The organism is Streptomyces griseoruber (assembly GCF_001514205.1).
GTDB classification, from domain to species: Bacteria; Actinomycetota; Actinomycetes; order Streptomycetales; family Streptomycetaceae; genus Streptomyces; species Streptomyces griseoruber.
In genome coordinates, this window is sequence record NZ_KQ948764.1 from 379,798 (window position 1) to 405,675 (window position 25,878).

At 70.9% G+C, this 25,878-nt stretch carries 22 protein-coding genes; 3 read left to right on the forward strand and 19 right to left on the reverse strand.

The window, feature by feature from the left end; translation table 11 throughout:
* The first annotated feature begins 5 nt into the window (after window positions 1–5).
* Window positions 6–1,688: an alkaline phosphatase D family protein gene (locus AQJ64_RS06090; protein ID WP_055633814.1), complete on the forward strand. Its 1,683-nt coding sequence runs from the start codon at window positions 6–8 to the stop codon at window positions 1,686–1,688.
* Between the two features lie 5 nt (window positions 1,689–1,693).
* On the opposite strand, the gene AQJ64_RS06095 is transcribed toward AQJ64_RS06090, so the two are convergent.
* Window positions 1,694–2,263: a dienelactone hydrolase family protein gene (locus tag AQJ64_RS06095; protein ID WP_055633815.1), complete on the reverse strand. Its 570-nt coding sequence runs from the start codon at window positions 2,261–2,263 to the stop codon at window positions 1,694–1,696.
* Window positions 2,264–2,361: 98 nt separating this feature from the next.
* Between AQJ64_RS06095 and AQJ64_RS06100 the strand changes: the two genes are divergently transcribed.
* Window positions 2,362–3,453 carry a mechanosensitive ion channel family protein gene (locus AQJ64_RS06100; protein ID WP_055633816.1) on the forward strand — a complete coding sequence of 364 codons (1,092 nt, stop codon included), beginning with the start codon at window positions 2,362–2,364 and terminating at the stop codon, window positions 3,451–3,453.
* A 9-nt stretch (window positions 3,454–3,462) separates the two neighbouring features.
* Here AQJ64_RS06100 and AQJ64_RS06105 read toward each other — a convergent pair whose 3' ends face one another.
* The 6 genes from AQJ64_RS06105 to AQJ64_RS06130 form a co-directional block, all read right to left on the reverse strand.
* Window positions 3,463–4,203: an SDR family NAD(P)-dependent oxidoreductase gene (locus tag AQJ64_RS06105; RefSeq protein ID WP_055633817.1), complete on the reverse strand. Its 741-nt coding sequence runs from the start codon at window positions 4,201–4,203 to the stop codon at window positions 3,463–3,465.
* Window positions 4,204–4,271: 68 nt separating this feature from the next.
* Window positions 4,272–5,858: a Na+/H+ antiporter gene (locus AQJ64_RS06110; protein ID WP_055633818.1), complete on the reverse strand. Its 1,587-nt coding sequence runs from the start codon at window positions 5,856–5,858 to the stop codon at window positions 4,272–4,274.
* A 69-nt stretch (window positions 5,859–5,927) separates the two neighbouring features.
* Window positions 5,928–6,401 carry a GNAT family N-acetyltransferase gene (locus tag AQJ64_RS06115; RefSeq protein ID WP_055633819.1) on the reverse strand — a complete coding sequence of 158 codons (474 nt, stop codon included), beginning with the start codon at window positions 6,399–6,401 and terminating at the stop codon, window positions 5,928–5,930.
* Window positions 6,398–7,342 (reverse strand): RluA family pseudouridine synthase, encoded by a 945-nt coding sequence (locus AQJ64_RS06120; protein ID WP_055633820.1) that lies wholly within the window; start codon window positions 7,340–7,342, stop codon window positions 6,398–6,400. The genes AQJ64_RS06115 and AQJ64_RS06120 overlap by 4 nt, the downstream gene beginning before the upstream one ends.
* Window positions 7,343–7,417: 75 nt before the next feature.
* Window positions 7,418–8,026 (reverse strand): signal peptidase II, encoded by a 609-nt coding sequence (gene lspA / locus AQJ64_RS06125; RefSeq protein WP_055633821.1) that lies wholly within the window; start codon window positions 8,024–8,026, stop codon window positions 7,418–7,420.
* 67 nt (window positions 8,027–8,093) lie between these two features.
* Window positions 8,094–9,152, reverse strand: a complete 1,059-nt coding sequence (locus tag AQJ64_RS06130; RefSeq protein WP_055633822.1) for a TraR/DksA family transcriptional regulator — start codon at window positions 9,150–9,152, stop codon at window positions 8,094–8,096.
* A 603-nt stretch (window positions 9,153–9,755) separates the two neighbouring features.
* On the opposite strand from AQJ64_RS06130, the gene ileS reads away from it, so the two are divergent.
* The gene (gene ileS / locus AQJ64_RS06135) at window positions 9,756–12,893 is read left to right on the forward strand and encodes an isoleucine--tRNA ligase (protein WP_055633823.1); all 3,138 of its coding nucleotides are present in this window, start codon (window positions 9,756–9,758) and stop codon (window positions 12,891–12,893) included.
* 201 nt (window positions 12,894–13,094) lie between these two features.
* Here ileS and AQJ64_RS06140 read toward each other — a convergent pair whose 3' ends face one another.
* The 12 genes from AQJ64_RS06140 to AQJ64_RS06195 all read right to left on the reverse strand — a co-directional run bounded on the left by AQJ64_RS06140 (window position 13,095) and on the right by AQJ64_RS06195 (window position 25,874).
* A complete protein-coding gene (locus AQJ64_RS06140; protein WP_059202461.1) occupies window positions 13,095–14,420 on the reverse strand; it encodes a DivIVA domain-containing protein in 1,326 nt (441 codons plus the stop codon).
* Between the two features lie 52 nt (window positions 14,421–14,472).
* Window positions 14,473–14,757: a YggT family protein gene (locus AQJ64_RS06145; protein WP_055633825.1), complete on the reverse strand. Its 285-nt coding sequence runs from the start codon at window positions 14,755–14,757 to the stop codon at window positions 14,473–14,475.
* Between the two features lie 83 nt (window positions 14,758–14,840).
* Window positions 14,841–15,482 (reverse strand): cell division protein SepF, encoded by a 642-nt coding sequence (locus tag AQJ64_RS06150; RefSeq protein ID WP_055633826.1) that lies wholly within the window; start codon window positions 15,480–15,482, stop codon window positions 14,841–14,843.
* Between the two features lie 128 nt (window positions 15,483–15,610).
* Window positions 15,611–16,330 (reverse strand): YggS family pyridoxal phosphate-dependent enzyme, encoded by a 720-nt coding sequence (locus tag AQJ64_RS06155; RefSeq protein WP_055633835.1) that lies wholly within the window; start codon window positions 16,328–16,330, stop codon window positions 15,611–15,613.
* 5 nt (window positions 16,331–16,335) lie between these two features.
* The gene (gene pgeF, locus AQJ64_RS06160) at window positions 16,336–17,064 is read right to left on the reverse strand and encodes a peptidoglycan editing factor PgeF (protein WP_055633827.1); all 729 of its coding nucleotides are present in this window, start codon (window positions 17,062–17,064) and stop codon (window positions 16,336–16,338) included.
* Window positions 17,061–18,257: a cell division protein FtsZ gene (gene ftsZ / locus AQJ64_RS06165; RefSeq protein ID WP_055633828.1), complete on the reverse strand. Its 1,197-nt coding sequence runs from the start codon at window positions 18,255–18,257 to the stop codon at window positions 17,061–17,063. The genes pgeF and ftsZ overlap by 4 nt, the downstream gene beginning before the upstream one ends.
* Window positions 18,258–18,534: 277 nt before the next feature.
* Window positions 18,535–19,341, reverse strand: a complete 807-nt coding sequence (locus tag AQJ64_RS06170; protein ID WP_055633829.1) for a cell division protein FtsQ/DivIB — start codon at window positions 19,339–19,341, stop codon at window positions 18,535–18,537.
* Between the two features lie 35 nt (window positions 19,342–19,376).
* Window positions 19,377–20,474, reverse strand: coding sequence for an undecaprenyldiphospho-muramoylpentapeptide beta-N-acetylglucosaminyltransferase (gene murG, locus AQJ64_RS06175; RefSeq protein WP_055633830.1), 1,098 nt, complete (start codon window positions 20,472–20,474; stop codon window positions 19,377–19,379).
* A gap of 6 nt (window positions 20,475–20,480) precedes the next feature.
* The gene (gene ftsW / locus AQJ64_RS06180) at window positions 20,481–21,845 is read right to left on the reverse strand and encodes a putative lipid II flippase FtsW (RefSeq protein WP_055633831.1); all 1,365 of its coding nucleotides are present in this window, start codon (window positions 21,843–21,845) and stop codon (window positions 20,481–20,483) included.
* Window positions 21,846–21,967: 122 nt separating this feature from the next.
* Window positions 21,968–23,407 carry a UDP-N-acetylmuramoyl-L-alanine--D-glutamate ligase gene (gene murD / locus AQJ64_RS06185; protein WP_055633832.1) on the reverse strand — a complete coding sequence of 480 codons (1,440 nt, stop codon included), beginning with the start codon at window positions 23,405–23,407 and terminating at the stop codon, window positions 21,968–21,970.
* Window positions 23,389–24,459: a phospho-N-acetylmuramoyl-pentapeptide-transferase gene (gene mraY, locus AQJ64_RS06190; RefSeq protein WP_055633836.1), complete on the reverse strand. Its 1,071-nt coding sequence runs from the start codon at window positions 24,457–24,459 to the stop codon at window positions 23,389–23,391. Before mraY ends, murD begins: the two co-directional genes overlap by 19 nt.
* Window positions 24,459–25,874: a UDP-N-acetylmuramoyl-tripeptide--D-alanyl-D-alanine ligase gene (locus AQJ64_RS06195; protein WP_055633833.1), complete on the reverse strand. Its 1,416-nt coding sequence runs from the start codon at window positions 25,872–25,874 to the stop codon at window positions 24,459–24,461. Before AQJ64_RS06195 ends, mraY begins: the two co-directional genes overlap by 1 nt.
* Between the last annotated feature and the right edge of the window lie 4 nt (window positions 25,875–25,878).

Consider the following 25,878-nt stretch of genomic DNA (forward strand, 5'->3'; position numbering starts at 1 on the left):
CGCCCGTGACCAGTCGACACAGATCACCCGAGAGCGCCGACACTCCGTCAGAGCGCGCCGACTCGCTGTCCCCCCGCCGCCGTACGGTCGTCAAGGCCGCGGCGGCCACGGCTGTCCTCGCCGGACCGCTCGCCGCCGCGATACCGGCCCGCGCGGCCGCCGAGGCCCCGGCCTTCCTGCACGGTCTCGCCTCCGGCGACCCCCTGCCCGACGGCGTCCTGCTGTGGACGCGGGTGACGCCCACCGCCGAGGCGGTGCCCGGCTCCGGGCTCGGCCCGGACACCGAGGTCGGCTGGGTCGTCGCCACCGACAGGGCGCTGACGAACATCGTCGGCCGGGGCTCCCTCACCGCGACCGCCGCCTCCGACCACACCGTCAAGGCGGACGTCCGCGGCCTCGCCCCGGCCACCGACTACTGGTTCCGCTTCACCGCGGGCGGCACGAACTCCCCGGTGGCGCGCACCCGCACCGCGCCGGCGGCAGACGCCTCCGTGAGCGGCCTGCGCTTCGGCGTGGTCTCCTGCGCCAACTGGGAGGCCGGCTACTTCTCCTCGTACCGTCACCTGGCGGCCCGCGGCGACCTGGACGCCTGGCTGCACCTCGGCGACTACATCTACGAGTACGGCACCGGCCAGTACGGCGCGCGCGGCACGGTCGTCCGGCCGACCTCGCCCACGCACGAGATCCTCACGCTCGCCGACTACCGCACCCGGCACGGCAGGTACAAGACCGACCCCGATCTCCAGGCCCTGCACGCGAAGGCGCCGGTCGTCGCGATCTGGGACGACCACGAGTTCGCCAACGACGCCTGGTCGGGCGGGGCGGAGAACCACACCGAGGGCACCGAGGGCACCTGGACGGGCCGTCAGGCGGCCGCCAAGCAGGCCTACTTCGAGTGGATGCCGGTCCGTCCGGCGATCGCCGGCACCACCTACCGTCGGCTGCGCTTCGGCAGGCTGGCCGATCTGTCCCTGCTCGACCTGCGTTCCTTCCGCTCGCAGCAGGTCGCGGTCGGCAACGGCACGGTCGACGACCCGGACCGCACCCTCACCGGCCGGGCCCAGCTCGACTGGCTGAAGGCCGGGCTCAAGGCGTCCGACACCACCTGGCGGCTGGTCGGCAACTCGGTGATGATCTCGCCGTTCGCGATCGGCTCCCTCACCGCCGATCTGCTCAAGCCGCTCGCCAAGCTGCTCGGTCTGCCCCAGGAGGGCCTGGCCCTCAACACCGACCAGTGGGACGGCTACACCGACGACCGCCGTGAGCTGCTGGCGCACCTGCGCTCCAACGCCATCGGCAACACCGTCTTCCTGACCGGTGACATCCACATGGCGTGGGCCAACGACGTGCCCGTGGACGCGGGGACCTATCCCCTGTCGGCCTCGGCCGCCACCGAGTTCGTGGTCACCTCGGTGACCTCCGACAACCTCGACGACATCGTCAAGGTCCCGGAGGGCACGCTGACCGCGATCGCCTCGCCGATCATCCGGGCCGCCAACCGGCACGTCCACTTCGTCGACACCGACCGCCACGGCTACGGCGTCCTGGACATCACCGCCGACCGCGCGCAGATGGACTACTACGTGCTGTCCGACCGCACCAGCGCCACCGCGACCTCCTCCTGGTCCCGTTCGTACCGCACGCGCAGCGGTACGCAGAAGGTGGAGCGCACGTACGACCCGGTCTGAGCCGGCTAGAGCGAGCCGAGGAAGCCGAGCGCCACCCGCCAGGTGGCCTCGGCGGCCTCCTCGTCCCAGTCCGGCAGCTCGGGGTCGGTGTACAGGTGCCCGGCGCCCGCGTACCGGTAGATCTCCACGTCGGCGCCCGCCCGGCCCATCTGGAGGTACCAGGCGCTCAGCCAGTCGTCGGTCTCGAACGGGTCCGGCTCCGCCACGTGCAGCTGGACCGGGAGTCCGTCCACCGAGACGTTCGGCGCGAGGTCGGAGGTGCCGTGCAGCAGGAGCAGGCCGCGCGCCTTCTCGTCGCCGAGGGCGAGGGTCTGCGCGACCGAGGCGCCCAGCGAGAACCCGGCGTACACGAGCCCTCTCTCCGAGTAGGGCGCGGCGGCCAGGACGGCTCTCCTCAGCAGCTCGTCCTTGCCGATCTGCTCCTTGTGGGCCATGCCCTCCTCGACCGTGTCGAACGTGCGTCCCTCGAAGAGGTCGGGGGTCCACACCTCGTGCCCGGCGGCGCGCAGCCGGTCGGCCGCCGCGCGCACGGCCGGGCGCAGTCCGTAGGTCGAGTGAAAGAGCATGATGTTCATGCGCCCATGGTGCCAGCCCGCACCGACAACGCCGTGTGTGCGTCTCTGCACGGAAGTCACATGTTCAAGGCCCCGCCCGCCCGGTTACTTTCGGGGGCATGGAGAACCTGATCCGCCCCGTGATCGTGGTCGGCGGTTCGGTCCTGCTGACCGTCCTCATCGGCTGGGCCACCGACCTACTGCTGCGCAAGGCCGACGCCCGGCACGGTGAGACACCGCTGTGGGGGCTGCTGCGGCGCGGCCGCATCCCGTACCAGCTGGTGCTGTGCGCGGCCCTGCTGAGAGGCTCGTACGACCAGGCGAAGCTGCTGGAGGACCATCGCACCGGCGTCGGCCAGGCGCTCACCCTGGTGCTGATCGGCTCGGTGGCCTGGCTGGTGATCCGGATCGCGGCGGCGGTCGTGGAGACGTCGTACTCCCGCTACGCGCGCGCGCACCGCGATCCGGCGCGGGTGCGGCGGGTGCGGACCCAGGTGTCGCTGATCATGCGGGTGGTGTCGGCCGTCGTCGGGGTGATGGCGGTGGCGGCGATGCTGCTGACGTTCCCGGCGATGCGGGCGGCGGGCGCCTCGCTGCTGGCCTCGGCCGGCATCCTCGGCATCGTGGCCGGCGTGGCCGCCCAGTCGACGCTGAGCAATATGTTCGCGGGGCTCCAGATCGCCTTCGGCGACATGGTGCGCATCGGCGACACGGTCGTGGTGGACGGCGAGTGGGGCACCGTCGAGGAGATCACGCTGACCTTCCTGACGGTGCGGACCTGGGACGAGCGCCGGATCACCATGCCGGTGTCGTACTTCACCTCCAAGCCGTTCGAGAACTGGTCGCGCGGCACCCCGCAGATGACCGGCATCGTCTACTTCCACGTCGACCACACGGCGCCGGTGGACGTGATGCGCGAGAAGCTGCGGGACATCCTGCGCGCGTGCCCGGCCTGGGACGGCCGCGCCTGCGGGCTGGACGTCACGGACACCACCCCGAACACCATGCAGGTGCGGGCCCTGGTCACGGCGAAGGACGCCGACGACATCTGGAAGGTCCGGGTCACGGTCCGCGAGCAGATGGTCCGCTGGCTGGCCAAGGAGCACCCGTACGCGCTGCCGCGCGTCAACACGGCGGACGCGACGCCTCCGCCGGCCCGGCTCCCCGGCCAGTCCTCCTCCTCGGACGGGGCCGCGGCGCGTCACCCATGACACGGGGCCTCAGTTGCCGCGTTCGGCGCCGCCGTTGACCTGGACGACCTGCGAGGTGATGTGCGCGGCGCCGGGCGAGGCGAGCCAGTGCAGGGTGGCGGCGACGTCCCCGGGCGTCCCCGCCCGCCCGTCGAAGGTCTCGCCCACCAGCCGCTCGCGCCGGGCGGGGTCGATGGCCTCGCCGAAGAACCCGGTGTCCTCGATGTAGCCGGGCGCGACGGTGTTGGCGGTGATCCCGCGCGGACCCAGCTCCCGGGCGAGATCGCGGGCGTACGGGTGCAGCGCGGCCTTGGCACCGGCGTACGCCCCGCTCCCGGACCCGCGGTAGGCGGCGATGGAGCTGACGAACAGCACCCGTCCGCCCGGGGAGGCGAGCCGGTCCTTGAGGGCCTCGGTGAGGAGGGCGGCGGTGAGGGTGTTGATCCGGAAGTTCACGGTCCAGTGGTGAAAGACCCGGTCCAGCGGGTCCTCGCTGTCGCTCGGCGGCTCCAGATGCCCGGCGCCACCCGCACTGTGCACGAGCACGTCGACGGTCCCGAACTCCTGCGCGACGAACCGCGCGACCCCTCTGACCTCCTCCGGCTCGCTGAGATCGGCGGCATGGGCCAACGCCCCGTCGACCCCCGCCCTCTCCAGCACCTCGATCCGCCGCCCGAGCAACAGCACCCGATCGCCGTCGGCCGCGAACACCCGCGCCGCGGCAAGCCCGATCCCCGTACCACCACCGCTGATCACCACGTTGCGTGCCATGATCCGAGGCTAACGAGGGGGCCCCGTGAAGGCATGCCGGTTCACACGACTGCCACGCGGGGGGCAGATCATCGCAGGCTACGCACGTCCAGCTGACGCAGCACCCGGTCCACCACCTCCGGATCCGCCCCCACCTCACCGCGCGCCGCCAGCACCTCGTGCCGGGCCGCGCTCAACAGCTCCCCCTGGATCCGCCGCACCCGCTTCAGCCTCCGCACCCGCTTCTCATGCCCCTCCCGCCGCTCCTCCTCCCCCATCTCCGGACTGATCCGCACCCCGATCTCGAACGCCCGCCGCAGCAGCTGCTCGCTCAGCTCCTCCGGCAGCTCCTCCACCTCCTCGATCTCCCGCAGCCTGCGCTTCGCCGCCTTCGCCGCCCGCACCGCCAGCTCCCGCTCGAACGCCTTCTCCCGCTCGGTGTCGGCCCGCACCCCGAGCCGTTTCACCAGCCACGGCAGGGTGAGCCCCTGGAGCACCAGCGTCGCCATGATCACCCCGAACGCGACGAAGACGATCTCGTCCCGATCGGGAAACGCGTCCCCCGCCTCCGTCTCCAGCGGAATCGCCAGTGCCAGCGCGACCGACGCCACCCCCCGCATCCCGGACCACCACATGATCACGGTCTCCCGCCAGCTGAGCGGGATGTCCTCGTCGTAGTCCCGCCGCGCGTGCAGCCGTTTCGTCAGCCAGGTCGCCGGCAACAGCCACGCCAGCCGTACGACGATCACCACGGCCGCGACGATCCCGGCCCAGCCGAGCATCTCGCCCCAGCGCCCGGACGCCGTACGGATCGCGTTGTGCAGTTCGAGCCCGATCAGCCCGAACGCCACCCCTGTCACCAGCGTGTCGACGATGTCCCAGAAGGCGTGCCCGGCGAGCCGGGTCAGCACGTCGTCGGGGTCGGTGGCGTACTCCGCGAGGAACAGCGCGCAGGTCAGCACGGCGAGCACACCGGAGCCGTGCAGCTCCTCGGCCAGCACGTAGGCGGCGTACGGCACGAGCAGGGTGAGCCCGATCTGGAGGGTCGCGTCGCCGAGCAGATCGAGCAGCCGGTTGGCGCCCCAGCCGAGCCCGACGCCCACGGCGACCGCGACCACGGCGGACAGCACCAGCTCCAGGGCCGCCTCGCCGGGCACGAACTCGCCGCTGACGGCGGCGGCGATCGCCACGTGGTACAGGACGATGGCCGTCACGTCGTTGAACAGTCCCTCGCCCTCCAGGATGGAGACGAGCCGGCGGGGCAGCCCGAGCTGTCCGGCGACGGCGGTCGCGGCCACCGGGTCGGGCGGCGCGACCAGGGCGCCCAGCGCGACGGCGGCGGCGACCGGCAGCCCGGGGATCACCGAGTGGGCGACGGCGGCCACACAGACCGTGGTGACGAACACCAGTGCCACGGCGAGCAGGAAGATGGGCCGTTTGTTGGCGGCGAACTGCCGCCACGAGGTGCGCCGTACGGCCGCGTAGAGCAGCGGCGGCAGCACCAGGGGCAGGATCAGGTCCGGCGGGACGTCGACGTTGGGCACGAAGTCCAGGACCGCGAGGACGATCCCGAGCAGGGTCATCAGCACCGGCGACGGCAGCCCGAACCGGTCCCCGACCGGGACACTCACCACGGCCCCGAGCAACAGCACGAACAGCAGGGCCAACTGGTCCACGGGCGGCGCTCCGGACGGCTAGACGATCAAGGGCATCCAGACGTCCAGCCTCGCACGCGCCACCGGTCGCTAGAGAGAACGCCGCATGGACCGGTGCGGAATCCCCGCCTCCAGCTCCTCGGGGCCGTACGCCGCGTACCCCAGCCGTTCGTAGAAGCCGAGGGCCTGGGTCTGCGCGTGCAGGTCGACGGCCGTCAGCCCCCGCGCGCGTGCCGCCTCCTCGATGGCCCGCACCAGCGCGACCCCGACGCCGAGCCCGCGTGCCTCCCGCGCGACGGCCAGCCGCCCCAGCGACCCGACCGCCGGGTCGCCGCCGGTGCGCTCCGCGGCCGCCGCGCCGAAGAGCAGCCGCCCCGTCCCCAGCGGTACGCCATCCTCACGGACCGCCAGCACATGCACCGCGCCGGCGTCGTGCTCGTCGTACTCCAGGTCCTCCGGGACGCCCTGCTCGCGGACGAAGACCTCCTTGCGCACCGCACGGCACGCCTCCAGGTCGGCGGGGTCCCCGGCGACGCGCACCGAGTAAGCGGGCGTGCCGCTCATCCGTAGGTCTCCTCGCGGACCTGGTCCAGGGCCTTCTCCAGGTCGGCCGGGTAGTCGCTGGCGAACTCCACCCACTGCCCGTCGCCGGGGTGCTCGAAGCCCAGCCGTACGGCGTGCAGCCACTGGCGGGTCAGCCGCAGCCGCTTGGCGAGCGTCGGGTCGGCGCCGTAGGTCAGGTCGCCGACGCAGGGGTGGCGGTGGGCGGACATGTGGACGCGGATCTGGTGCGTGCGGCCGGTCTCCAGCTTCACGTCCAGCAGGGAGGCCGCGCGGAACGCCTCGATCAGGTCGTAGTGCGTGACGGAGGGCTTGCCGTCGGCGGTGACCGCCCACTTGTAGTCGTGGTTCGGGTGCCGGCCGATGGGCGCGTCGATGGTGCCGCTGGTCGGGTCCGGGTGGCCCTGGACGAGCGTGTGGTAGCGCTTGTCGACCGTGCGCTCCTTGAACTGGCGCTTGAGCGAGGTGTACGCCCGCTCCGACTTGGCGACCGCCATCAGGCCCGACGTGCCCACGTCGAGGCGGTGGACGATGCCCTGGCGCTCGGCGGCGCCGGAGGTGGAGATCCGGTAGCCGGCTGCGGCGAGCCCGCCGATGACGGTGGGGCCGCTCCAGCCGGGCGACGGGTGCGCGGCCACGCCCACCGGCTTGACGATCACGACCACGTCGTCGTCGTCGTGCACGATCTCCATGCCCTCGACGGGCTCCGCGACGATCTGCACCGGTGCGGGCGCCTGGGGCATCTCGACCTCGAGCCAGGCCCCGCCGTGCACCCGCTCGGACTTGCCGACCACCGAGCCGTCGACCGAGACCTTCCCCGCCGCGGCGAGCTCAGCGGCCTTCGTACGGGAGAAGCCGAACATGCGGGAGATGGCGGCGTCGACGCGCTCGCCCTCCAGACCGTCCGGCACGGGCAGGGTGCGGATCTCGGGAATCGTGCTCACCCGTCGAGTATGCCGGACGGCTCCGACCGCCCCGTACGGGCCTGTGGACAACCCGGGCGGGGCCCCGCGGCGGAATCAGTCCTTGTGGACGGTCCCGTCCGGGTCCAGCCCCTTGAAGGACAGCAGCACGATCAGGATGCCGCCGCACACGATCGCCGAGTCGGCGAGGTTGAACACCGCGAAGTGCTTCGGCGCGATGAAGTCGACGACCGCGCCCTCGAAGACACCGGGCGAGCGGAAGATCCGGTCGGTGAGATTGCCCAGCGCACCGCCCAGCAGCAGGCCCAGCGCGATCGCCCAGGGCAGGCTGTAGAGCTTGCGGGCGAGCCGCGCGATGACCACGATCACCGCGGTCGCGATGACGGTGAAGATGATCGTGAAGGCCTCGCCGAAACCGAAGGCCGCGCCCGCGTTGCGGATGGCCTCGAACCTCAGCCAGTCCCCGATGATCTCGATCGGCGCGTGGTGCTCCAGTCTGGCGACCACGATCATCTTGCTGACCAGGTCGATGGCGTACGCGAACGCGGCGACGGCGAAGAGCACGGCGATGCGGCGCTTGCCCCTGGGCCGCGCCTCGGTGCTCTCCTGCCCGTCCGGGAGGTCCGGGCCGGACGACTGCTCCGGCTCGGCTCCTGCCGCCTCTGGGATGTCCGGCGTACCGATGATGCGCTCCGCCTCTGCCACGTGAGTCCCTCAACCTAGGTACCTGACTGAGGACGAGGGTACGACACGCCCCCGCACCGGCACGCGATCAGTACCGGCGCTCTTGTTTCTGCTTGCACTCGACGCACAGCGTGGCGCGGGGGAAGGCCTGCATCCGGGCCTTGCCGATGGCCTTGCCGCAGTTCTCGCACAGGCCGTACGTACCGGCGTCCAGCCGCTCCAGGGCGTGCTCGGTCTGGATCAGCATCTCGCGCGCGTTGGCGGCCAGCGCCAGTTCGTGCTCGCGCGTGATGTTCTTCGTCCCGGTGTCCGCCTGGTCGTCGCCGGCGCCGTCCCCGGAGTCCCGCATCAGCCCCACCAGGGCCGTCTCGGAGGAGACCAGCTCGGCCCGCAGCCGCTCCATCTCGGACTGCAGCTCGGTGCGGGCCTCCTCGACCTCCTCGGGGGTCCAGGGCTCCTCTCCGGGGCGTACCGCGAGCTCGCCCGGTTCCACCGCGGCGAGGCGCGCCTTGGGAACGGCGGTCGTCGCCGCCGTGGCCGTGCCAGGAGTCTTCTTCGCAACCACTGTCGTGGCTCCCGTCTGCTCCGCGGCCGTGGCCGCGCCCACCTTCTTGGCCGTGCTCTTCTTTCCCGCACCCGCCGCTGCCACGCCCTCGGCGTCCGCGGCCCTGCCGCCGGCGACCGTCTTCCTGCCGGCCGCCTTCTTCGCGGCCGCCTTCTTGGCGGCCGTCCCGGAAGCGCCCGCCTTCTTGGCAGCCGCCTCCTTCTTGGCGGTCGCCCCAGGGGCGGCCGCCTTCCCGCCGGCCGCCTCGGAGGCAGCCGTTTTCCCTCCGGCCGCCTCGGAAGCAGCCGCCTTCTTTGCTGCGGCCGCCCCGGAAGCAGCCGCCTTCTTGGCGGCCGCCCTGGGAGCGGCCGTCCTGTCGGCGGTCGCCTTCTTCCCCGCCCCCGCGGCACCGGCCTCCCGCGCGGCGGCAGGCTTGCCCCGGGGAGACGTCTCCCCGGTGGTCCTCCTGGCGGGGCTCTTGCGCCCTGCCGGCTTCTTGGCAGCGCCTTTCACGGCATCTGCCGACCGTGCGGCCCTCGCCTGCGCCGCCGGCTTGTCGGCAGTCACCTTCGGCTTCTCGGCAGTGGTCTTCTTCGCCACCATGGCCGCGGCCCCTTCACATATGGTGATCTTGCGCGCGAATCGTGCTGGGACGATAAATCGACTTGAGAGCCGCGGCAACGGGGCACACCGCCGAAATCGCCCGCCTCGCGCACGCCACGCGGTCGGCCTGCCTGCGTTGTGCCCAGCTCCCCGACGGGTAATCCGCCCGGCCGACCGCCCCGGAACCCGGACACGCGTACCCCGCCCCGGGGCCACCAATCGGGTCACCCCGCGCCGGTCCGCCCGCCGCGCCCGCGGACCGCGAAAACCGGTCGGCCGCTGTCCGTGCGGCGCCGTACACTGGGCGGAGCGAAAAGCGTGGATGGGGACGAGTAGCGACGTACGCAGCCCAGAGCGACCCGGGGACGGTGGAAGCCCGGGGGCGAGCGCGACGTGAAGATCACCCCGGAGCCGCCGGAGGAAAGCCCGCGCAGGGCGAGTAGAACCGGCATCGCGACCCCAATGAGGGGGCTCACCGGAGCGCAGGGCGCACCGGAGGGCCAAGGAGGGTGGTACCGCGGGAGCGCGCCGCACACGGCGTAGACGGACAGCAAGGCTCTCGTCCCTCCGACGGAAGGCAGTACGTCCGCCGGAGGAAGATCGATGACGCAGTACCGCCAGGTGCCCGCCCAGGTCGACCTGCCCGCCCTCGAGCACGCCGTGCTCGATTTCTGGCGCGAGCAGAAGATCTTTGCCAAGAGCCTGGAGCAGTCCGAGGGCCGCCCCGAGTGGGTGTTCTACGAGGGCCCGCCCACCGCCAACGGCATGCCGGGCGCCCACCACATCGAGGCGCGCGTCTTCAAGGACGTCTTCCCCCGCTTCCGCACCATGCGCGGCTACCACGTGGCCCGCAAGGCCGGCTGGGACTGCCACGGCCTGCCGGTGGAGCTGGCGGTGGAGAAGGAGCTCGGCTTCGCCGGCAAGAAGGACATCGAGGCGTACGGCATCGCCGAGTTCAACGCCAGGTGCCGTGAGTCCGTGCTGCGCCACACCGACGCCTTCTCCGAGCTGACGACCCGCATGGGCTACTGGGTCGACCTCGACGACGCCTACGTCACGATGGACCCCGAGTACATCGAGTCGGTCTGGTGGTCGCTGAAGGAGATCTTCGACAAGGGCCTGCTGGTCCAGGACCACCGCGTCGCCCCCTGGTGCCCCCGCTGCGGCACCGGCCTGTCCGACCACGAGCTGGCCCAGGGCTACGAGACGGTCGTCGACCCGTCCGTGTACGTCCGTTTCCCGCTCACCTCCGGTCCGCTCGCCGGCCAGGCCGCCCTCCTGGTGTGGACGACGACCCCCTGGACACTGGTCTCCAACACGGCCGTGGCCGCGCACCCCGAGGTCACCTACGTCGTCGCGACCAACGGTGAGGAGAAGCTCGTCGTCGCCGAGCCGCTCGTCGCCAAGGCGCTCGGCGAGGGCTGGGAGACCACCGGCCAGACCTTCACCGGCGCCGAAATGGAGCGCTGGACATACCAACGTCCGTTCGAGCTGGTGGAGTTCCCGGCCGAGGCGCATTTCGTCGTCAATGCCGAGTACGTCACGACCGAGGACGGTACGGGTCTGGTCCACCAGTCCCCCGCGTTCGGTGAGGACGACCTCAAGGTCTGCCGCTCCTACGGCCTGCCCGTGGTCAACCCGGTCCGCCCGGACGGCACCTTCGAGGAGTCCGTCCCGATGGTCGGCGGTGTCTTCTTCAAGAAGGCGGACGAACAGCTCACCGAGGACCTCCAGCAGCGCGGCCTCCTCTTCAAGCACATCCCGTACGAGCACAGCTACCCGCACTGCTGGCGCTGCCACACCGCGCTCCTCTACTACGCGCAGCCGTCCTGGTACATCCGCACCACCGCGGTCAAGGACCGTCTCCTCCAGGAGAACGAGAAGACCAACTGGTTCCCGGACACCGTCAAGCACGGCCGCTTCGGCGACTGGCTGAACAACAACATCGACTGGGCGCTCTCCCGCAGCCGCTACTGGGGCACCCCGCTGCCGATCTGGCGCTGCGAGGACGACCACCTCACCGTCGTCGGCTCGCGCGCGGAACTGAGCGGACTGACCGGCAGCGACCAGTCCGAACTGGACCCGCACCGCCCGTTCATCGACGCGGTCACCTTCGCCTGCCCGCAGGAGGGCTGCGGAAGGACGGCCACGCGCGTGCCGGAGGTCATCGACGCCTGGTACGACTCGGGTTCGATGCCGTTCGCGCAGTGGGGCTACCCGTACAAGAACAAGGACCTGTTCGAGTCGCGCTACCCGGCGCAGTTCATCTCCGAGGCCATCGACCAGACCCGCGGCTGGTTCTACACGCTGATGGCGGTCGGCACCCTGGTCTTCGACAAGTCCTCCTACGAGAACGTCGTCTGCCTGGGCCACATCCTCGCCGAGGACGGCCGCAAGATGTCCAAGCACCTGGGCAACATCCTGCAGCCGATCCCGCTCATGGACCAGCACGGCGCCGACGCGGTCCGCTGGTTCATGGCGGCCGGCGGCTCCCCCTGGGCGGCCCGCCGCGTCGGCCACGGCACCATCCAGGAGGTCGTCCGCAAGACACTCCTCACCTACTGGAACACGGTCGCCTTCCAGGCCCTGTACGCCCGCACGTCCGCGTGGGCGCCCAGCGCGGCCGACCCGGCCCCGGCCGACCGTCCGCTGCTCGACCGCTGGCTGCTCTCCGAACTCCACGCGCTCACCGACCAGGTGACCCAGGCGCTGGAGGCGTACGACACCCAGCGCGCCGGCAAGCTGCTCTCGGCGTTCGTCGACGACCTGTCCAACTGGTACGTCCGCCGCTCGCGCCGCCGCTTCTGGCAGGGCGACAAGGCCGCGCTGCGCACCCTGCACGAGGTCGTGGAGACGGTCACCAAGCTGATGGCCCCGCTGACCCCGTTCATCACCGAGCGGGTCTGGCAGGACCTGGTCGTCCCCGTCACCCCGGGCGCCCCGGAGTCCGTCCACCTCGCCGCCTGGCCCGAGGCCGACCTGAGCGCGATCGACCCGGAGCTGTCGAAGCAGATGGTCCTGGTGCGCCGCCTGGTGGAGCTGGGCCGCGCCACACGCGCGGAGTCGGGCGTCAAGACCCGCCAGCCGCTGAGCCGTGCCCTGGTCGGTGCCGCCGGCTTCGACGCGCTCTCCCCCGAGCTGCACACGCAGATCACCGAGGAGCTGAACGTCGAGTCCCTCGCCTCCCTCTCCGAGGTGGGCGGGTCGCTGGTCGACACCACCGCCAAGGCCAACTTCCGGGCCCTCGGCAAGCGGTTCGGCAAGCGCGTCCAGGACGTGGCCAAGGCCGTCGCGAACGCGGACGCCGCCGCGCTCTCCCTCGCCCTGCGCGAGGGAACGGCCTCGGTGGACGTCGACGGCGAGACGATCACCCTCGCCCCCGACGAGGTCATCATCACCGAGACCCCGCGCGAGGGCTGGTCCGTCGCCTCCGACTCCGGCGCCACCGTCGCCCTCGACCTGGAGATCACCGAGGAGCTGCGCCGCGCCGGCCTCGCCCGGGACGCGATCCGGCTGATCCAGGAGGCCCGCAAGAACAGCGGCCTCGACGTCGCCGACCGCATCGCACTGCGCTGGACCGCGACCGACCCGGCCACCACCGACGCCCTGTCCGGCCACTCCGCCCTGATCGCCGACGAGGTCCTGTCGACCGACTTCGCCCAGGGCGAGGCCGACGACAGCTACGGCACCCCGTTCACCGACGACGGCCTCACCCTCACGTTCCGTCTGCGCAAGGCGTGAGGCGCAAGGCATAAGGCGCAAGGCGCAAGGACGCACGAGAAGGGCCCGGTCTCCTGGAGGCCGGGCTCTTCCGTATGCGTCCCCTGTGACACCGTCACCACCTGCGCTGTCGTCAACACGCGTAAAAAGGGCGGGACCCCGGATCGAAATCCGGGGCCCGCCCTTTGAACGCTGCCGACGCCTAAGGCGTACTACTGGCCGTCAGTTGTCGTCCTCGTCGATGAGGAAGCCACGCATCGGCGAGGGAGCCTGGCCCATCGGGGAGGGACCCTGCGGACGAACCGGTGCCATCGGCTGAGTCATGGCCGGGGACATCTGCTGCTGCCCGCCGTAGGACGGCGCGGCGGGGCTGGGCGCGCCCATGCCCGAACCCATGCCGGACCCCATGCCCGAGCCCATGCCGGAACCCATACCCGGAGCACCGGAGCCGTAGGACGGCGCGCCGGCGCCGGCCGGAGCCATGGAGGGTGCCGGGGACGGCGGCAGGGAAGCGGCGGCCGGGGTGCGCGGCGGAGCGAGGGAGTCGTCGGCCTGGGTCTCCAGCTGACGCAGCTGGGACTCGAGGTACGACTTCAGGCGCGTGCGGTACTCGCGCTCGAAGCCGCGCAGGTCCTCGACCTTGCGCTCCAGCGTGGCGCGGGCGGACTCCAGGGAGCCCATGGCGACGCGGTGCTTCTCCTGCGCGTCCCGCTCCAGGGCGTCGGCCTTGGCACGGGCGTCACGCTCCAGACCCTCGGCACGCGAACGCGCCTCGCCTACGATCTTGTTGGCCTCGGAGCGGGCCTCGGCGATCGCCTGGTCGGCGGTCTGCTGGGCCAGCGAGAGGACTCGGGCGGCGCTGTCGCCACCGGGGCCCTGACCGGGGCCGCCCATCGGACCGCCCATGGGGCCGCCCATCGGGCCACCCATCTGCTGCTGCATCGGGGGCTGACCACCCATGGGACCGCCCATGGGGCCCTGGCCCATCGGCCCCGGACCCATCGGACCGGGACCCTGGGGACCACCCTGACCGCCGGGGCCGGCGGGCAGCTGCGGGGCACCGCTCGGCAGCTGGGGCGGGCCACCCATGGGGCCACCCATCTGCTGCTGCGGCGGGCCCGATATGCCGGCGGGCACCGGAGCGCCGGGACCTCGCATACCCTGCTGCGGCATCCCCTGCTGGGGCATTCCCTGCGGAGGCATGCCCTGCTGGGGCATGCCGCCCTGCTGCATCCCACCCTGCTGGGGCATTCCCTGGGGCATCCCGCCCTGCTGGGGCATGCCGCCCTGCTGCATCCCACCCTGCTGAGGCATGCCGCCCTGCTGGTCCTGCGGCTCCGGAGGCTTGCGCATGTTCTGCTGGTTCTGGGCAGCAGCGCGCGTGGCCGCGGCCAGTTTGGCGCGCAGATCCTCGTTCTCGCGGAGCAGGCGGGTCAGTTCGGCTTCGACCTCGTCGAGGAAGGCATCGACCTCGTCCTCGTCATAGCCTTCTCGGAGGCGGACGGTCGTGAACTGCTTGTTCCGCACATCCTCGGGGGTCAACGGCATCTCTTCACCTCAACGTAGTCGTCGGCATCGGCAAGACGGTAGTTCACATCGCTCACAGCCGGCTCACGATCGAGATCAGGATGTAGACGATGATCATCAGTACGAAGAAGGACAGGTCGAGCGCCACGCCCCCGAGACGCAACGGCGGGATGACTCGCCGCAGAAGCTTGAGCGGTGGATCGGTGACAGTGTAGGTGGCCTCCAGAACGACCACCATCGCCTTGCCGGGTTGCCATGAGCGGGCGAACTGGAAGACGTAGTCCATGACCAACCGGAAGATGAGCACGATGAGGAAGACCATCAGCGCGATGTAGACGACATCCAGGACCACGCCCATGTTCGGTGCTTCCCTCTCCCCTGTTTCCGTGCCGCTCTGTACTGCGGTGTACTTCTTTGTACTGCTTTTTCCGGTCTTGCGTCTCAGCTCTGGTTGAAGAACCCGCCCTCTGCGATGCGGGCCTTGTCCTCCGCCGTGACATCGACGTTAGCAGGCGACAACAGGAACACCTTCTGCGTCACCCGCTCGATGCTGCCGTGAAGACCAAACACCAAACCGGCCGCAAAGTCGACAAGTCGCTTCGCGTCTGTGTCATCCATCTCAGTCAGATTCATGATCACCGGGGTGCCCTCGCGGAAGTGTTCCCCGATGGTACGGGCCTCGTTGTAGGTCCGGGGGTGAAGCGTGGTGATCCGGTACGGCTCTCGTTCCGACACGACCTTGGGCATGATCACCGGTGCGTTCTTCTCCAGGGACTGACGTTCTTGTGTGATGGATGCCACGGGCGCGATGCGCGCCGGACGCCCGGATTCCGCAGCGAGCGAAGCGGATCGGGCCACCGGCTCGCGCGGAGCCGGCGGCTGTACGATTCGCACCTCTTCGTCCCTTTGGGACTGGTGCGCTCCGTGTGACTGGTGGGACGGCTCGTGTCGCCGGTGGTCCCGCTCGGGTTCCGGGTCGAGCTCGGGTTCGAAGTCGTCATCGGGGTCGAAGCCCCGGCCGTCGTACCCATCGTCCTCCACGAGGCCGAGGTAGACCGCCATCTTGCGCATCGCGCCGGCCATGCTCTGAGTCCTCCGCTCTGTGGTGGATCGGCTTTCGACTGCCAAGTCCCGCGATCCACGTGGCCCTTGTGCCCGCCTACCGGCGGTAATGACCATATTTTCTGCTGTGGTCCGACTTCCTGGCGACGTTACCCGAGCCTGGGGCGGACTCCGAGTACCGCAGTGCCGACGCGTACATGTGTCGCCCCGGCAGCCACGGCCTCCTCGAGGTCCGCACTCATCCCCGCGGACACCATGTTCGCACCGGGATGGGCTCGGCGCAGGTCGGTCGACAAATCCATCAACCGCTCGAAGGCGGCGCGTTGGCGTCCCGCGTACTCCCCGGTCAGAGGTGCGACGGTCATCAGTCCGGCGAGCCTCAGTCCCGGCGCGCCGGCCACCAGGCCGGCCAACTCCTCGATCCCGCCCGGCGCCACGCCGCCCCGGTCCCCGCGCCCGCTCTCCCCGGCGTCGAGGGCGACCTGGATCAGGCATCCGACCTCCCGCCCGGCGCGCACCGCTTCCTTCGACAGCGCGCTCACCAGCCGGGAGCGGTCCACGGACTGCACGAAGTCCGCGTAACCGACCACGGATCGCACCTTGTTGGTCTGCAACTGGCCGACGAAGTGCCAGGAAAGCGACAGGTCCGAGCAAGTCGCGGCCTTGGGCGCGGCGTCCTGGTCCTTGTTCTCGGCGACGTGCCGCACTCCGAGGTCGGCCAGGATCCGCACGTCGTCGGCCGGGTAGGTCTTGGTGACCACGATCAGGGTCACCTCCTCCCGCTCACGACCGGCGGCGGCGCACGCGCGGGCGATGCGCTCCTCGACCTTCGCCAGGTTTACGGCGAGTTCGTCCTTACGGTCCGTCATGCCCATCAGTCCAGCCAGACATATCCCGCGAGTCGCCCTGTGGCGCGGTCGCGGCGGTAGGAGAAGTGGTCCTCGGACTCACGGGTGCACACCGGCGACTGCTCCCGGTCGCACACCCCGAGCCGGTCGAGCTGCGCGTGCACCCCCGCGGTCACATCGACCGCCGGCGTGCCCCAGCTCGTCTCGGCGTGCGCCGCCGGCTCGACGGCGGCGACCTCGGCCCGCATCCGCTCCGGTACCTCGTAGCACCGGCCGCAGACGGCGGGCCCGGTGCGGGCGACGATCCGGGACGGCTCGGCGCCGAGCTCCACCATGGCCCGTACGGCGGCGGGGACGATCCCGGCGACCATGCCGGGCCGGCCCGCGTGGGCCGCGGCGGCGACCCCGGCGACCGGATCGGCGAGCAGGACGGGGGTGCAGTCGGCGGTGAGGACGGCGAGGGCGAGCCCGCGCCGCCCGGTGACGATCGCGTCGACCCGCGGCACCGGCCTGTCACCCCAGGGGCCCTCGACGACCACCGCGTCGGCGCCGTGCACCTGGTTCATCCAGACCACGTCTCCGGGATCCAGCCCCAGCGACTTGGCGGCCAGCTCCCGGTTGGCGTGCACGGCCGCGGGGTCGTCGCCGACCGCCCCGCCGAGGTTGAGCTCCTCATACGGAGCGGCGCTCACCCCGCCCCACCGGTCGGTGAAGGCGAAGTGCGCGCCGCTCACGCTCTCGCGCCGTCCTATCACTTCAGGAAGTCCGGCACGTCCAGCTCCTCGGCCGCACTGTCCGAGTAGGTCCGCGACGGCGGGACCGGCGGGGCGACGGGGATCTCGGCCACCGGCTCGGGGGCCGGCTCCGGCTCCTCCTTCGGCGTGACGCTGCCGAGCGAGCCGAAGGACGGGCGGCTCTCCGGCTGCCGTACCGGAGCGGGCTCCTCGCGGCGGGAGGAGCCCGCGGCCGAGCCGAGGACGTTGTCCCGACGGGCCGGGGGCTGGCCGCCGTCGAAGCCGGCCGCGATGACCGTGACCCGGACCTCGTCGCCGAGCGCGTCGTCGATGACCGCGCCGAAGATGATGTTGGCCTCCGGGTGGGCGGCCTCGCTGACCAGCTGGGCGGCCTCGTTGATCTCGAACAGGCCGAGGTCGGAGCCGCCGGAGATGGAGAGCAGCACGCCCCGGGCGCCGTCGATGGAGGCCTCGAGGAGCGGCGAGGAGATCGCCATCTCGGCGGCGGCCACCGCGCGGTCGTCGCCGCGGGCCGAGCCGATGCCCATGAGGGCCGAGCCGGCCTCGGACATGACCGACTTGACGTCGGCGAAGTCGAGGTTGATCAGGCCGGGGGTGGTGATGAGGTCGGTGATGCCCTGGACACCCGAGAGCAGGACCTGGTCGGCCGACTTGAAGGCGTCCAGGACCGAGACCTGGCGGTCCGAGATGGACAGCAGCCGGTCGTTGGGGATGACGATGAGGGTGTCGACCTCTTCGCGGAGTTCCGCGATGCCGTCCTCGGCCTGGTTGGCCCGGCGCCGTCCCTCGAAGGTGAACGGGCGGGTGACCACGCCGATGGTCAGGGCGCCCAGGGAGCGGGCGATGTTGGCCACGACGGGCGCGCCGCCGGTGCCGGTGCCGCCGCCTTCACCGGCCGTCACGAAGACCATGTCGGCCCCCTTGAGGACCTCCTCGATCTCCTCGCGGTGGTCCTCGGCGGCCTTGCGGCCGACGGCCGGGTTGGCGCCGGCGCCGAGTCCGCGGGTCAGTTCGCGGCCGACGTCGAGCTTGACGTCGGCGTCGCTCATCAACAGCGCCTGCGCGTCGGTGTTGATGGCGATGAACTCGACGCCCTTGAGACCGACCTCGATCATCCGGTTGATGGCATTGACACCACCGCCGCCGACACCGATGACTTTGATGACTGCGAGGTAGTTCTGCGGTGCTGCCACGTCGAAGGCCTCTCGCCTCGAGTTACGTGTCGCCGCCTCGCAGATGGTGCGATCCGACGACTGATGCCGAATGGGACGGTCCGTTTCGCCGACCCGAACCCTAACGCTGAAGTTTAGGGTTACCAGTGTGTCTGTTCCTTGGAGTCTTCTGGACAGGACACTAAGTCGACAAGTGGCGCCCGTTCAACGAACACGCCGAACCTCCCGTTTTTCTTTTCACCCTATGTGATCAGCCGTGTCGCTGCCCAACCAGGGTGCTGGCCTGCGCTGATGTGCGTCAACTCCCGGATGACGCAGGCGCCGTGGGAGCGCTGACATCGAAGTGCCGCGCGGCCGGGGAGGCTTTCATGAGAGCACCGAGCGTACGCGCCTTCAGGGCACCCTGGTCGGCACTCCCCCAGGCGACCGTGCGGCCGTCGGCCAGCTCCAGCGAGATGTCGTCGTAGGAACGGACTTTGAGGGCGCGGGTCTTCTGGGCGACGGCGTCCGGAATGTCACCGGCGACCCTCACCGCCTCACGCACCAGCCGGTCCTCGCCGAAGCGGCGCAGGCTCGCGGCGCCGGACCCGCCCGAACTCGACGCGGAGACGGCCATTTCGAGAAGCGGTACGTTCTTCAGCGCCTGGGAAATCGTGGCGAAACGGACGCCTTCGTCGTCCACTTCCACGAAGTTCGACCCTTTTCCGATGAGCAGGACGGGCTGCCGCTCGGTCACTTTCAGGCCGATTCCATGGGGCCAGGAACGGACCACGTCAACCTCGTCGATTCTGGGCAGCCGTGCGCGCAGCCGCGCCGCGATCGCCCCGGTGTCGACGGAGACGAGCGGGGATCCGAGCGGTACGGCCGCGGCCTCGCGCACCTGGCCGGGCGTCAGGACGTCCGTGCCGGACACCGCGACGCGCTCGACCTTCGTCCACGGGGAGCCGTACAACACCCAGACCGTGCCCCCGCCGAGGAGGAGCACGGCGAGCGCGAGGATGATGATCATACGGAATCGGCGCGGGCCGCCCAGTCTTCGGACGAGGGGCGGGCCGGACGGCTCCTCCTGGCGTGCACCGCGCTCGACGGTGGCGGATCCGGCCACGCTCCCTGCCCTTTCGCTCACCTGGAAAACGGCGCCTATCGCTGGGCGCGACTCGCCGCGATCGCCTCGTACACCATGCCGACGAGCAGGTCGTCGGCGTCCCGGCGGCCGAACTCGCTGGCGGCGCGGGACATCTCGTACAGCCGGTGCGGATCGGCGAGCACCGGCAGGACGCTCTCGCGCACCCACTCGGGGGTGAGTTCCGCGTCGTCGACGAGGAGCCCGCCGCCGGCCTTGACCACCGGCTGGGCGTTCAGCCGCTGCTCGCCGTTGCCGATGGGCAGCGGGACGTAGGCGGCCGGGAGTCCGACGGCGGAGAGTTCGGCGACGGTCATCGCGCCCGCGCGGCAGAGCATCATGTCGGCGGCGGCGTACGCGAGGTCCATCCGGTCCAGGTACGGCACCGGGATGTAGGGGGGCATTCCCGGCATCTGCTGGACATGAGGCAGTTCGTTCTTCGGACCGACCGCGTGCAGGATCTGGATGCCGGCCTGCTGGAGCCAGGGCGCGACCTGCTGGACGACCTCGTTGAGCCGGCGGGCGCCCTGCGAGCCGCCGGAGACGAGCAGCGTCGGCAGATTGGGGTCCAGGCCGAACATGTGCCGGGCCTCGGGACGGGCCGCGGCACGGTCCAGGGTGGCGATGGAGCGGCGCAGCGGGATGCCGATGTAGCGGGCGTCGCGCAGCTTGCTGTCGGGCGTGGAGACGGCGACGCGGGCGGCGTACCGGGAGCCGATCTTGTTGGCCAGGCCGGGGCGGGCGTTGGCCTCGTGGACCACGATCGGCACCCCGAGGCGCTTGGCGGCGAGATAGCCGGGCAGGGCCACGTAACCGCCGAAGCCGACGACGGCGTCGGCCTTGGTGCGCTCCAGGATCTGCTCGGCGGCCTTGATCGTGCCGCGCAGCCGGCCCGGGACGGTGATCAGCTCGGGGGTGGGCTTGCGCGGCAGCGGTACGGCCGGGATCAGCGCGAGGTCGTAGCCCCGCTGCGGAACGAGCGTGGTCTCCAGGCCGCGTTCCGTGCCCAGCGCCGTGATCCCCACGGTGGGGTCCTGCCTGCGCAGGGCGTCCGCGAGGGCGAGCGCGGGCTCGATGTGGCCGGCGGTCCCCCCACCAGCGAGTACGACATGCACCGAAATTCACCGCTCTCCGGACGAACGCGCCGCCGAGGCACGCCGTCGCATCGTGTTCCATCTCCGGGGTTCCCGTTTCACCGGGGAACCCCCGGCCCCCCGCTTTCTACCAAAGCGGGGTTGCCGCATCGCAAGCGCCGCCCGTGCAGCGGGGTCGTCACGTGCGAAGGCGATCAGCAGCCCGATCGCGAACATGGTCGGCAGCAGGGCGGAGCCCCCGTAGGAGAACAGCGGGAGGGGGACGCCGGCGATCGGCAGCAGACCGAGCACCGCACCGATGTTGATCACGGCTTGCGCGGTGATCCAGGTGGTCACACCTCCCGCGGCATACCTCACGAAGGGGTCCTCCGTGCGTCCGGCCACGCGGATACCCGCATAGCCTAGAGCCGCGAACAGGGCGAGCACCGACAGCGTCCCCGCGAGACCCAGTTCCTCACCGGTGACGGCGAAGATGAAGTCGGTGTGGGCTTCCGGGAGTTGTCCCCATTTCTCCACACTTGCCCCGAGTCCGGAGCCGAAGATCCCGCCGGAGGCCAGGGCGTAGATCCCGTGCACGGCCTGCCAGCAGTCGGCGGCCCCGGACTTGGGCTCGGTGGCGCCGATGCAGGCGAGCCGGGCCATCCGGTTGGGGCTGGTCTTGATCAGGACGAACCCGATCGCTGCGGCGACCGACAGCACGCCGACGAACAGCCGGGTGGGCGCCCCCGCGAGCCACAGCAGCCCGAAGAGGATCGCGGTGAGGATGATCGCCGTCCCCATGTCGCCGCCGAGCATGATCAGCCCGAGCAGCATGAAGGCCACCGGGACCAGCGGCACCAGCATGTGCTTCCACTGGGCGAGCAGCTTCCGGTCCTGCTTGCGGGCGAGCAGGTCGGCGCCCCACAGCACCAGGGCGAGCTTGCCGAACTCGCTGGGCTGGATCTGGAAGGAGCCGCCGAGGGAGATCCAGTTCTGGTTGCCGTTGACGGCCATCCCTATCCCGGGCACCTGCACCAGGGCCATCATGAAGACGGCTCCGGCGAGCATCGGGTAGGCCAGCGCCCGGTGCAGCTTGACCGGCATCCGGGAGGCGACCAGCAGCAGTACGGCCCCGATGGAGGCGGCCAGGAACTGCTTGCGGAAGAAGAACGACCCGGGCAGCGACATCTGCAGCGCGGTGATCTGCGAGGCGGAGTACACCATCACCAGCCCGAGCACGGTGATCAGCAGACTGCCGCCGAAGATCACGTAGTAGGCGGTGAGCGGCCGGTCCCAGGCCTTGCGCGCGCGCGTGTAGAGCCGCAGAACCGGGTTGTCACGGGCCGGCCGCGGGGCGGAGGGGCGACGGACGGCCCGCTGAACGGGCGGCCGCCCGGTACGACTACTGGGCACGTGACTGCAACCCCCTGGGAGCGCGGGGCGATGACCTGTGCGGCTCCGCCGCGCGGGCGGGACCTGGCGCCACCGGCCCGCACCCCAACGACACCGTCACGCGTCCTCCAAACGACCCGCCGTCAGGCGAGTTCGCGCACTGCCTCGGCGAACGCGTCCCCGCGCTGGTTGTAGTTGACGAACATGTCCATGGAGGCGCAGGCCGGGGCGAGCAGGACCGTGTCTCCCGCGCGGGCGAGGCGCCGGGCCTCCTGGACAGCCGCGAGCATCGCCCCAGTGTCGGTCCGGTCGAGGTCCACGACGGGTACTTCCGGGGCGTGTCGCGCGAGGGCTTCGCGGATCAGCGCGCGGTCGGCGCCGATCAGGACGGCCCCGCGCAGCCGCGGCGCGGACTTGGCGACGAGTTCGTCGAAGGTCGCGCCCTTGGCGAGCCCGCCGGCGATCCACACGATCGACGGGTACGCCGCCAACGAGGCTTCCGCCGCGTGGGTGTTGGTGGCCTTGGAGTCGTCGATGTACGCGACGCCGTCCACGTCGGCCACGTGGGCGATGCGGTGGGCGTCCGGGGTGAAGGCCCGCAGGCCGTCCCGTACGGCCGTGGGAGGCACGCCGAAGGCGCGGGCGAGGGCCGCCGCGGCGAGGGCGTTGGCGATGTTGTGCGGGGCGGGCGGGGTGACGTCCGTGACCTCGGCGAGTTCCTGGGCGTTCTTCTGCCGGTTCTCGACGAACGCGCGGTCGACCAGGATGCCGTCGATCACGCCGAGTTGGGACGGTCCCGGGGTGCCGAGGGTGAAGCCGATGGCGCGGCAGCCCTCCTCGACGTCCGCCTCGCGCACCAGGTCCTCGGTGGCCTTGTCGGCGACGTTGTAGACGCAGGCGACGCGGTTGCCCTCGTAGATACGGCCCTTGTCGCGCGCGTAGGCCTCCATCGAGCCGTGCCAGTCGAGGTGGTCGGGGGCGAGGTTCAGCACGGTCGCCGAGTGCGCCCGCAGGGAGGGCGCCCAGTGCAGCTGGTAGCTGGACAGCTCCACCGCCAGGACGTCGTACTCCTCGTCGCCGAGGACGGCGTCGAGCAGCGAGACGCCGATGTTGCCGACGGCCGCGGTGCGCAGTCCGGCCGCCTTCAGGATGGAGGCCAGCATCTGGGTGGTGGTCGTCTTGCCGTTGGTGCCGGTGACGCACAGCCAGGGGGCTGCTTTTCTGCCGTCCCGGCCCCTGAGGCGCCAGGCCAGCTCGACGTCCCCCCAGACGTCCACGCCGGCTTCGGCGGCCGCCGCGAAGAGCGGCTTGTCCGGCTTCCAGCCGGGGGCGGTGACGATGAGGTCGGTGCCTTCGGGCAGGGTCGCTCCGTCGCCGAGCCGCACGGTGACGCCGAGCGCCTCCAGTTCGGCGGCCTGCTCACGCGCGCGTGCGTCGTCGCCGTCGTTGACGACGGTGACCCGCGCGCCGAGTCCGTGCAGCACCTTGGCCGCCGGGACGCCGGAGACGCCGAGTCCGGCGACGGTGACGTGCCTGCCCTCCCAGGAGAGCCCCTGCCCATCGGTCACTTGTCTGCTGCCCATCCCGCGTAGAAGAGACCCAGTCCGACGATCACACAGATGCCCTGAATGATCCAGAATCGGACCACGACAAGGACTTCGGACCAGCCCTTGAGTTCGAAGTGGTGCTGGAGCGGCGCCATCCGGAAGACCCGCTTCCCGGTCAGCCGGAACGAGCCGACCTGGATGACCACCGACATGGTGATGAGGACGAACAGACCGCCCATGATGGCCACCAGCAGCTCCGTGCGGGAGCAGATGGCCAGGCCCGTGAGGACACCGCCGAGCGCCAGCGAACCGGTGTCACCCATGAAGATCTTGGCCGGCGAGGTGTTCCACCACAGGAAGCCGAGGCAGGAACCCATCAGCGCGGCCGAGATGACCGCGAGGTCCAGGGGGTCGCGCACCTCGTAGCAGGCGCCGGGGTTGGTCAGGGTCTCGCCGTTGGCGCAGGACTCCTGGTACTGCCAGACGCCGATGAACGTGTAGGCACCGAAGACGAGGACCGAGGCGCCGGTGGCGAGACCGTCCAGACCGTCCGTCAGGTTCACGCCGTTCGACATCGCGAGGATCATGAACAGCGCCCAGACGACGAACAGCACGGGGCCGATGGTCCAGCCGAAGTCCGTGATGAACGACAGCTTCGTGGAGGCCGGGGTGTTGCCGCGGGCGTCCGCGAACTGCAACGAGAGCACGGCGAAGGCGATGCCGACGATGAGCTGGCCCGCCATCTTCGCCTTGGCCCGCAGACCCAGCGAACGCCGCTTGACGATCTTGATGTAGTCGTCGAGGAAGCCCACCAGTCCCATGCCGCACATCAGGCCCAGCACCAGCAGGCCGGTGTAGGACGGCGACACACCCGTGATCAGCTTGGACAGGAAGTAGGCGGCGACGGTCGACAGTATGAACGCGATACCGCCCATGGTCGGCGTACCGCGCTTGCTGGCGTGCTCGCGCGGACCGTCGTCGCGGATGTACTGGCCGTAGCCCTTGCGCGCCAGCAGCTTGATCAGCAGCGGCGTGCCGATCAGCGTCAGGAAGAGGCCAATGACGCCCGCGAACAGGATCTGCTTCATCATCGGGCGGAAACCTCACCCTCGGCACCGGTCGCGAGCAGCGCCTGCGCGACGCTCTCGAGGCCCACCGATCGGGACGCCTTCACGAGTACGACGTCCCCCGGGCGCAGCTCGCTGCGCAACAGGTCGACCGCCGCCTGTGCGTCGGACACGTGCACCGACTCCTCACCCCACGAACCCTCGTTATATGCGCCCAGTTGCAGCCAGGCGGCTTCCCTGCCCCCGACCGCGACGAGCTTGCTGACGTTGAGCCGGACGGCGAGCCGTCCGACCGCGTCGTGCTCGGCGAGCGCCTCGTCCCCGAGCTCGGCCATCTTGCCGAGCACCGCCCAGGTCCGCCGCCCCTTTCCCATTGCCGCGAGGGCGCGCAGAGCGGCTCGCATGGACTCGGGGTTCGCGTTGTAGGCGTCGTTGACGATCGTCACGCCGTCCGGGCGCTCGGTGACCTCCATCCGCCAGCGGGAGAGGGAGCCCGCCTCGGAGAGTGCGGTGGCGATCTCTTCCACGGACATGCCCAGCTCATGGGCGACGGCGGCCGCGGCGAGCGCGTTCGACACGTGGTGCTCACCGTACAGGCGCATGGTCACATCGCTGCACCCGGAGGGTGTGTGAAGGCTGAAGGAGGGCTGTCCGCTGTCCGTGAGTCGTACGTTCTCGGCCCGTACGTCCGCTTCGCCGGACTCTCCGAAAAGGACCACCTTCGCCTTCGTACGGGAGGCCATGGCCCGGACCAACGGGTCGTCGGCGTTGAGGATCGCGACCCCGCCCTCGCTCGCCGGGGGAAGGCTCTCCACCAGCTCGCCCTTTGCCTGTGCGATCTGTTCGCGGCCGCCGAACTCACCGATGTGGGCGGTGCCGACGTTCAGGACGAGGCCGACCTTCGGGGGCGTCAGATCCGTGAGGTACCGGATGTGCCCGATGCCGCGGGCACCCATCTCCAGCACCAGGAACCGGGTTTCCTCGGTGGCGGACAGCGCGGTCAGCGGCAGCCCGATCTCGTTGTTGAGGGAGCCCGGGGTGAAGACGGTCGGCGCCTTGCGCCGGAGCACCTGGGCGATGAGGTCCTTGGTGCTGGTCTTGCCGGCCGAGCCGGTGAGCGCGACGAGGGTCGTGCCGAGCGTGTGCACGACGTGCCGGGCGAGGGCGCCGAGGGCGGCCTGGACGTCGTCCACGACGATCGCGGGCACGCCGACCGGGCGCGAGGCCAGTACGGCCGCCGCGCCCGCCTCGACGACCGCGGCCGCGTAGTCGTGGCCGTCGACGCGTTCGCCGACGAAGGCGACGAAGAGGCTGCCGGGCTCCACCTCGCGGGAGTCCCGGACGACCGGTCCGGTGACTTCCGCGGACGGATCCGGTATGTCGTACGTCTGCCCGCCGACGACTGCTGCGATCTCGGCGAGGGAGAGGGCGATCACAAGT

Coding starts and splice junctions, on each gene's coding strand:
- AQJ64_RS06155 (WP_055633835.1), bottom strand. CDS start 16,330: ATGACGGACCGTAAGGACGAACTCGCCGTAAACCTGGCGAAGGTCGAG.
- AQJ64_RS06100 (WP_055633816.1), top strand. CDS start 2,362: ATGGAGAACCTGATCCGCCCCGTGATCGTGGTCGGCGGTTCGGTCCTG.
- ileS (WP_055633823.1), top strand. CDS start 9,756: ATGACGCAGTACCGCCAGGTGCCCGCCCAGGTCGACCTGCCCGCCCTC.
- AQJ64_RS06140 (WP_059202461.1), bottom strand. CDS start 14,420: ATGCCGTTGACCCCCGAGGATGTGCGGAACAAGCAGTTCACGACCGTC.
- AQJ64_RS06145 (WP_055633825.1), bottom strand. CDS start 14,757: ATGGGCGTGGTCCTGGATGTCGTCTACATCGCGCTGATGGTCTTCCTC.
- AQJ64_RS06130 (WP_055633822.1), bottom strand. CDS start 9,152: ATGGTGGCGAAGAAGACCACTGCCGAGAAGCCGAAGGTGACTGCCGAC.
- murD (WP_055633832.1), bottom strand. CDS start 23,407: ATGGGCAGCAGACAAGTGACCGATGGGCAGGGGCTCTCCTGGGAGGGC.
- AQJ64_RS06095 (WP_055633815.1), bottom strand. CDS start 2,263: ATGAACATCATGCTCTTTCACTCGACCTACGGACTGCGCCCGGCCGTG.
- AQJ64_RS06105 (WP_055633817.1), bottom strand. CDS start 4,203: ATGGCACGCAACGTGGTGATCAGCGGTGGTGGTACGGGGATCGGGCTT.
- AQJ64_RS06150 (WP_055633826.1), bottom strand. CDS start 15,482: ATGGCCGGCGCGATGCGCAAGATGGCGGTCTACCTCGGCCTCGTGGAG.
- AQJ64_RS06115 (WP_055633819.1), bottom strand. CDS start 6,401: ATGAGCGGCACGCCCGCTTACTCGGTGCGCGTCGCCGGGGACCCCGCC.
- mraY (WP_055633836.1), bottom strand. CDS start 24,459: ATGAAGCAGATCCTGTTCGCGGGCGTCATTGGCCTCTTCCTGACGCTG.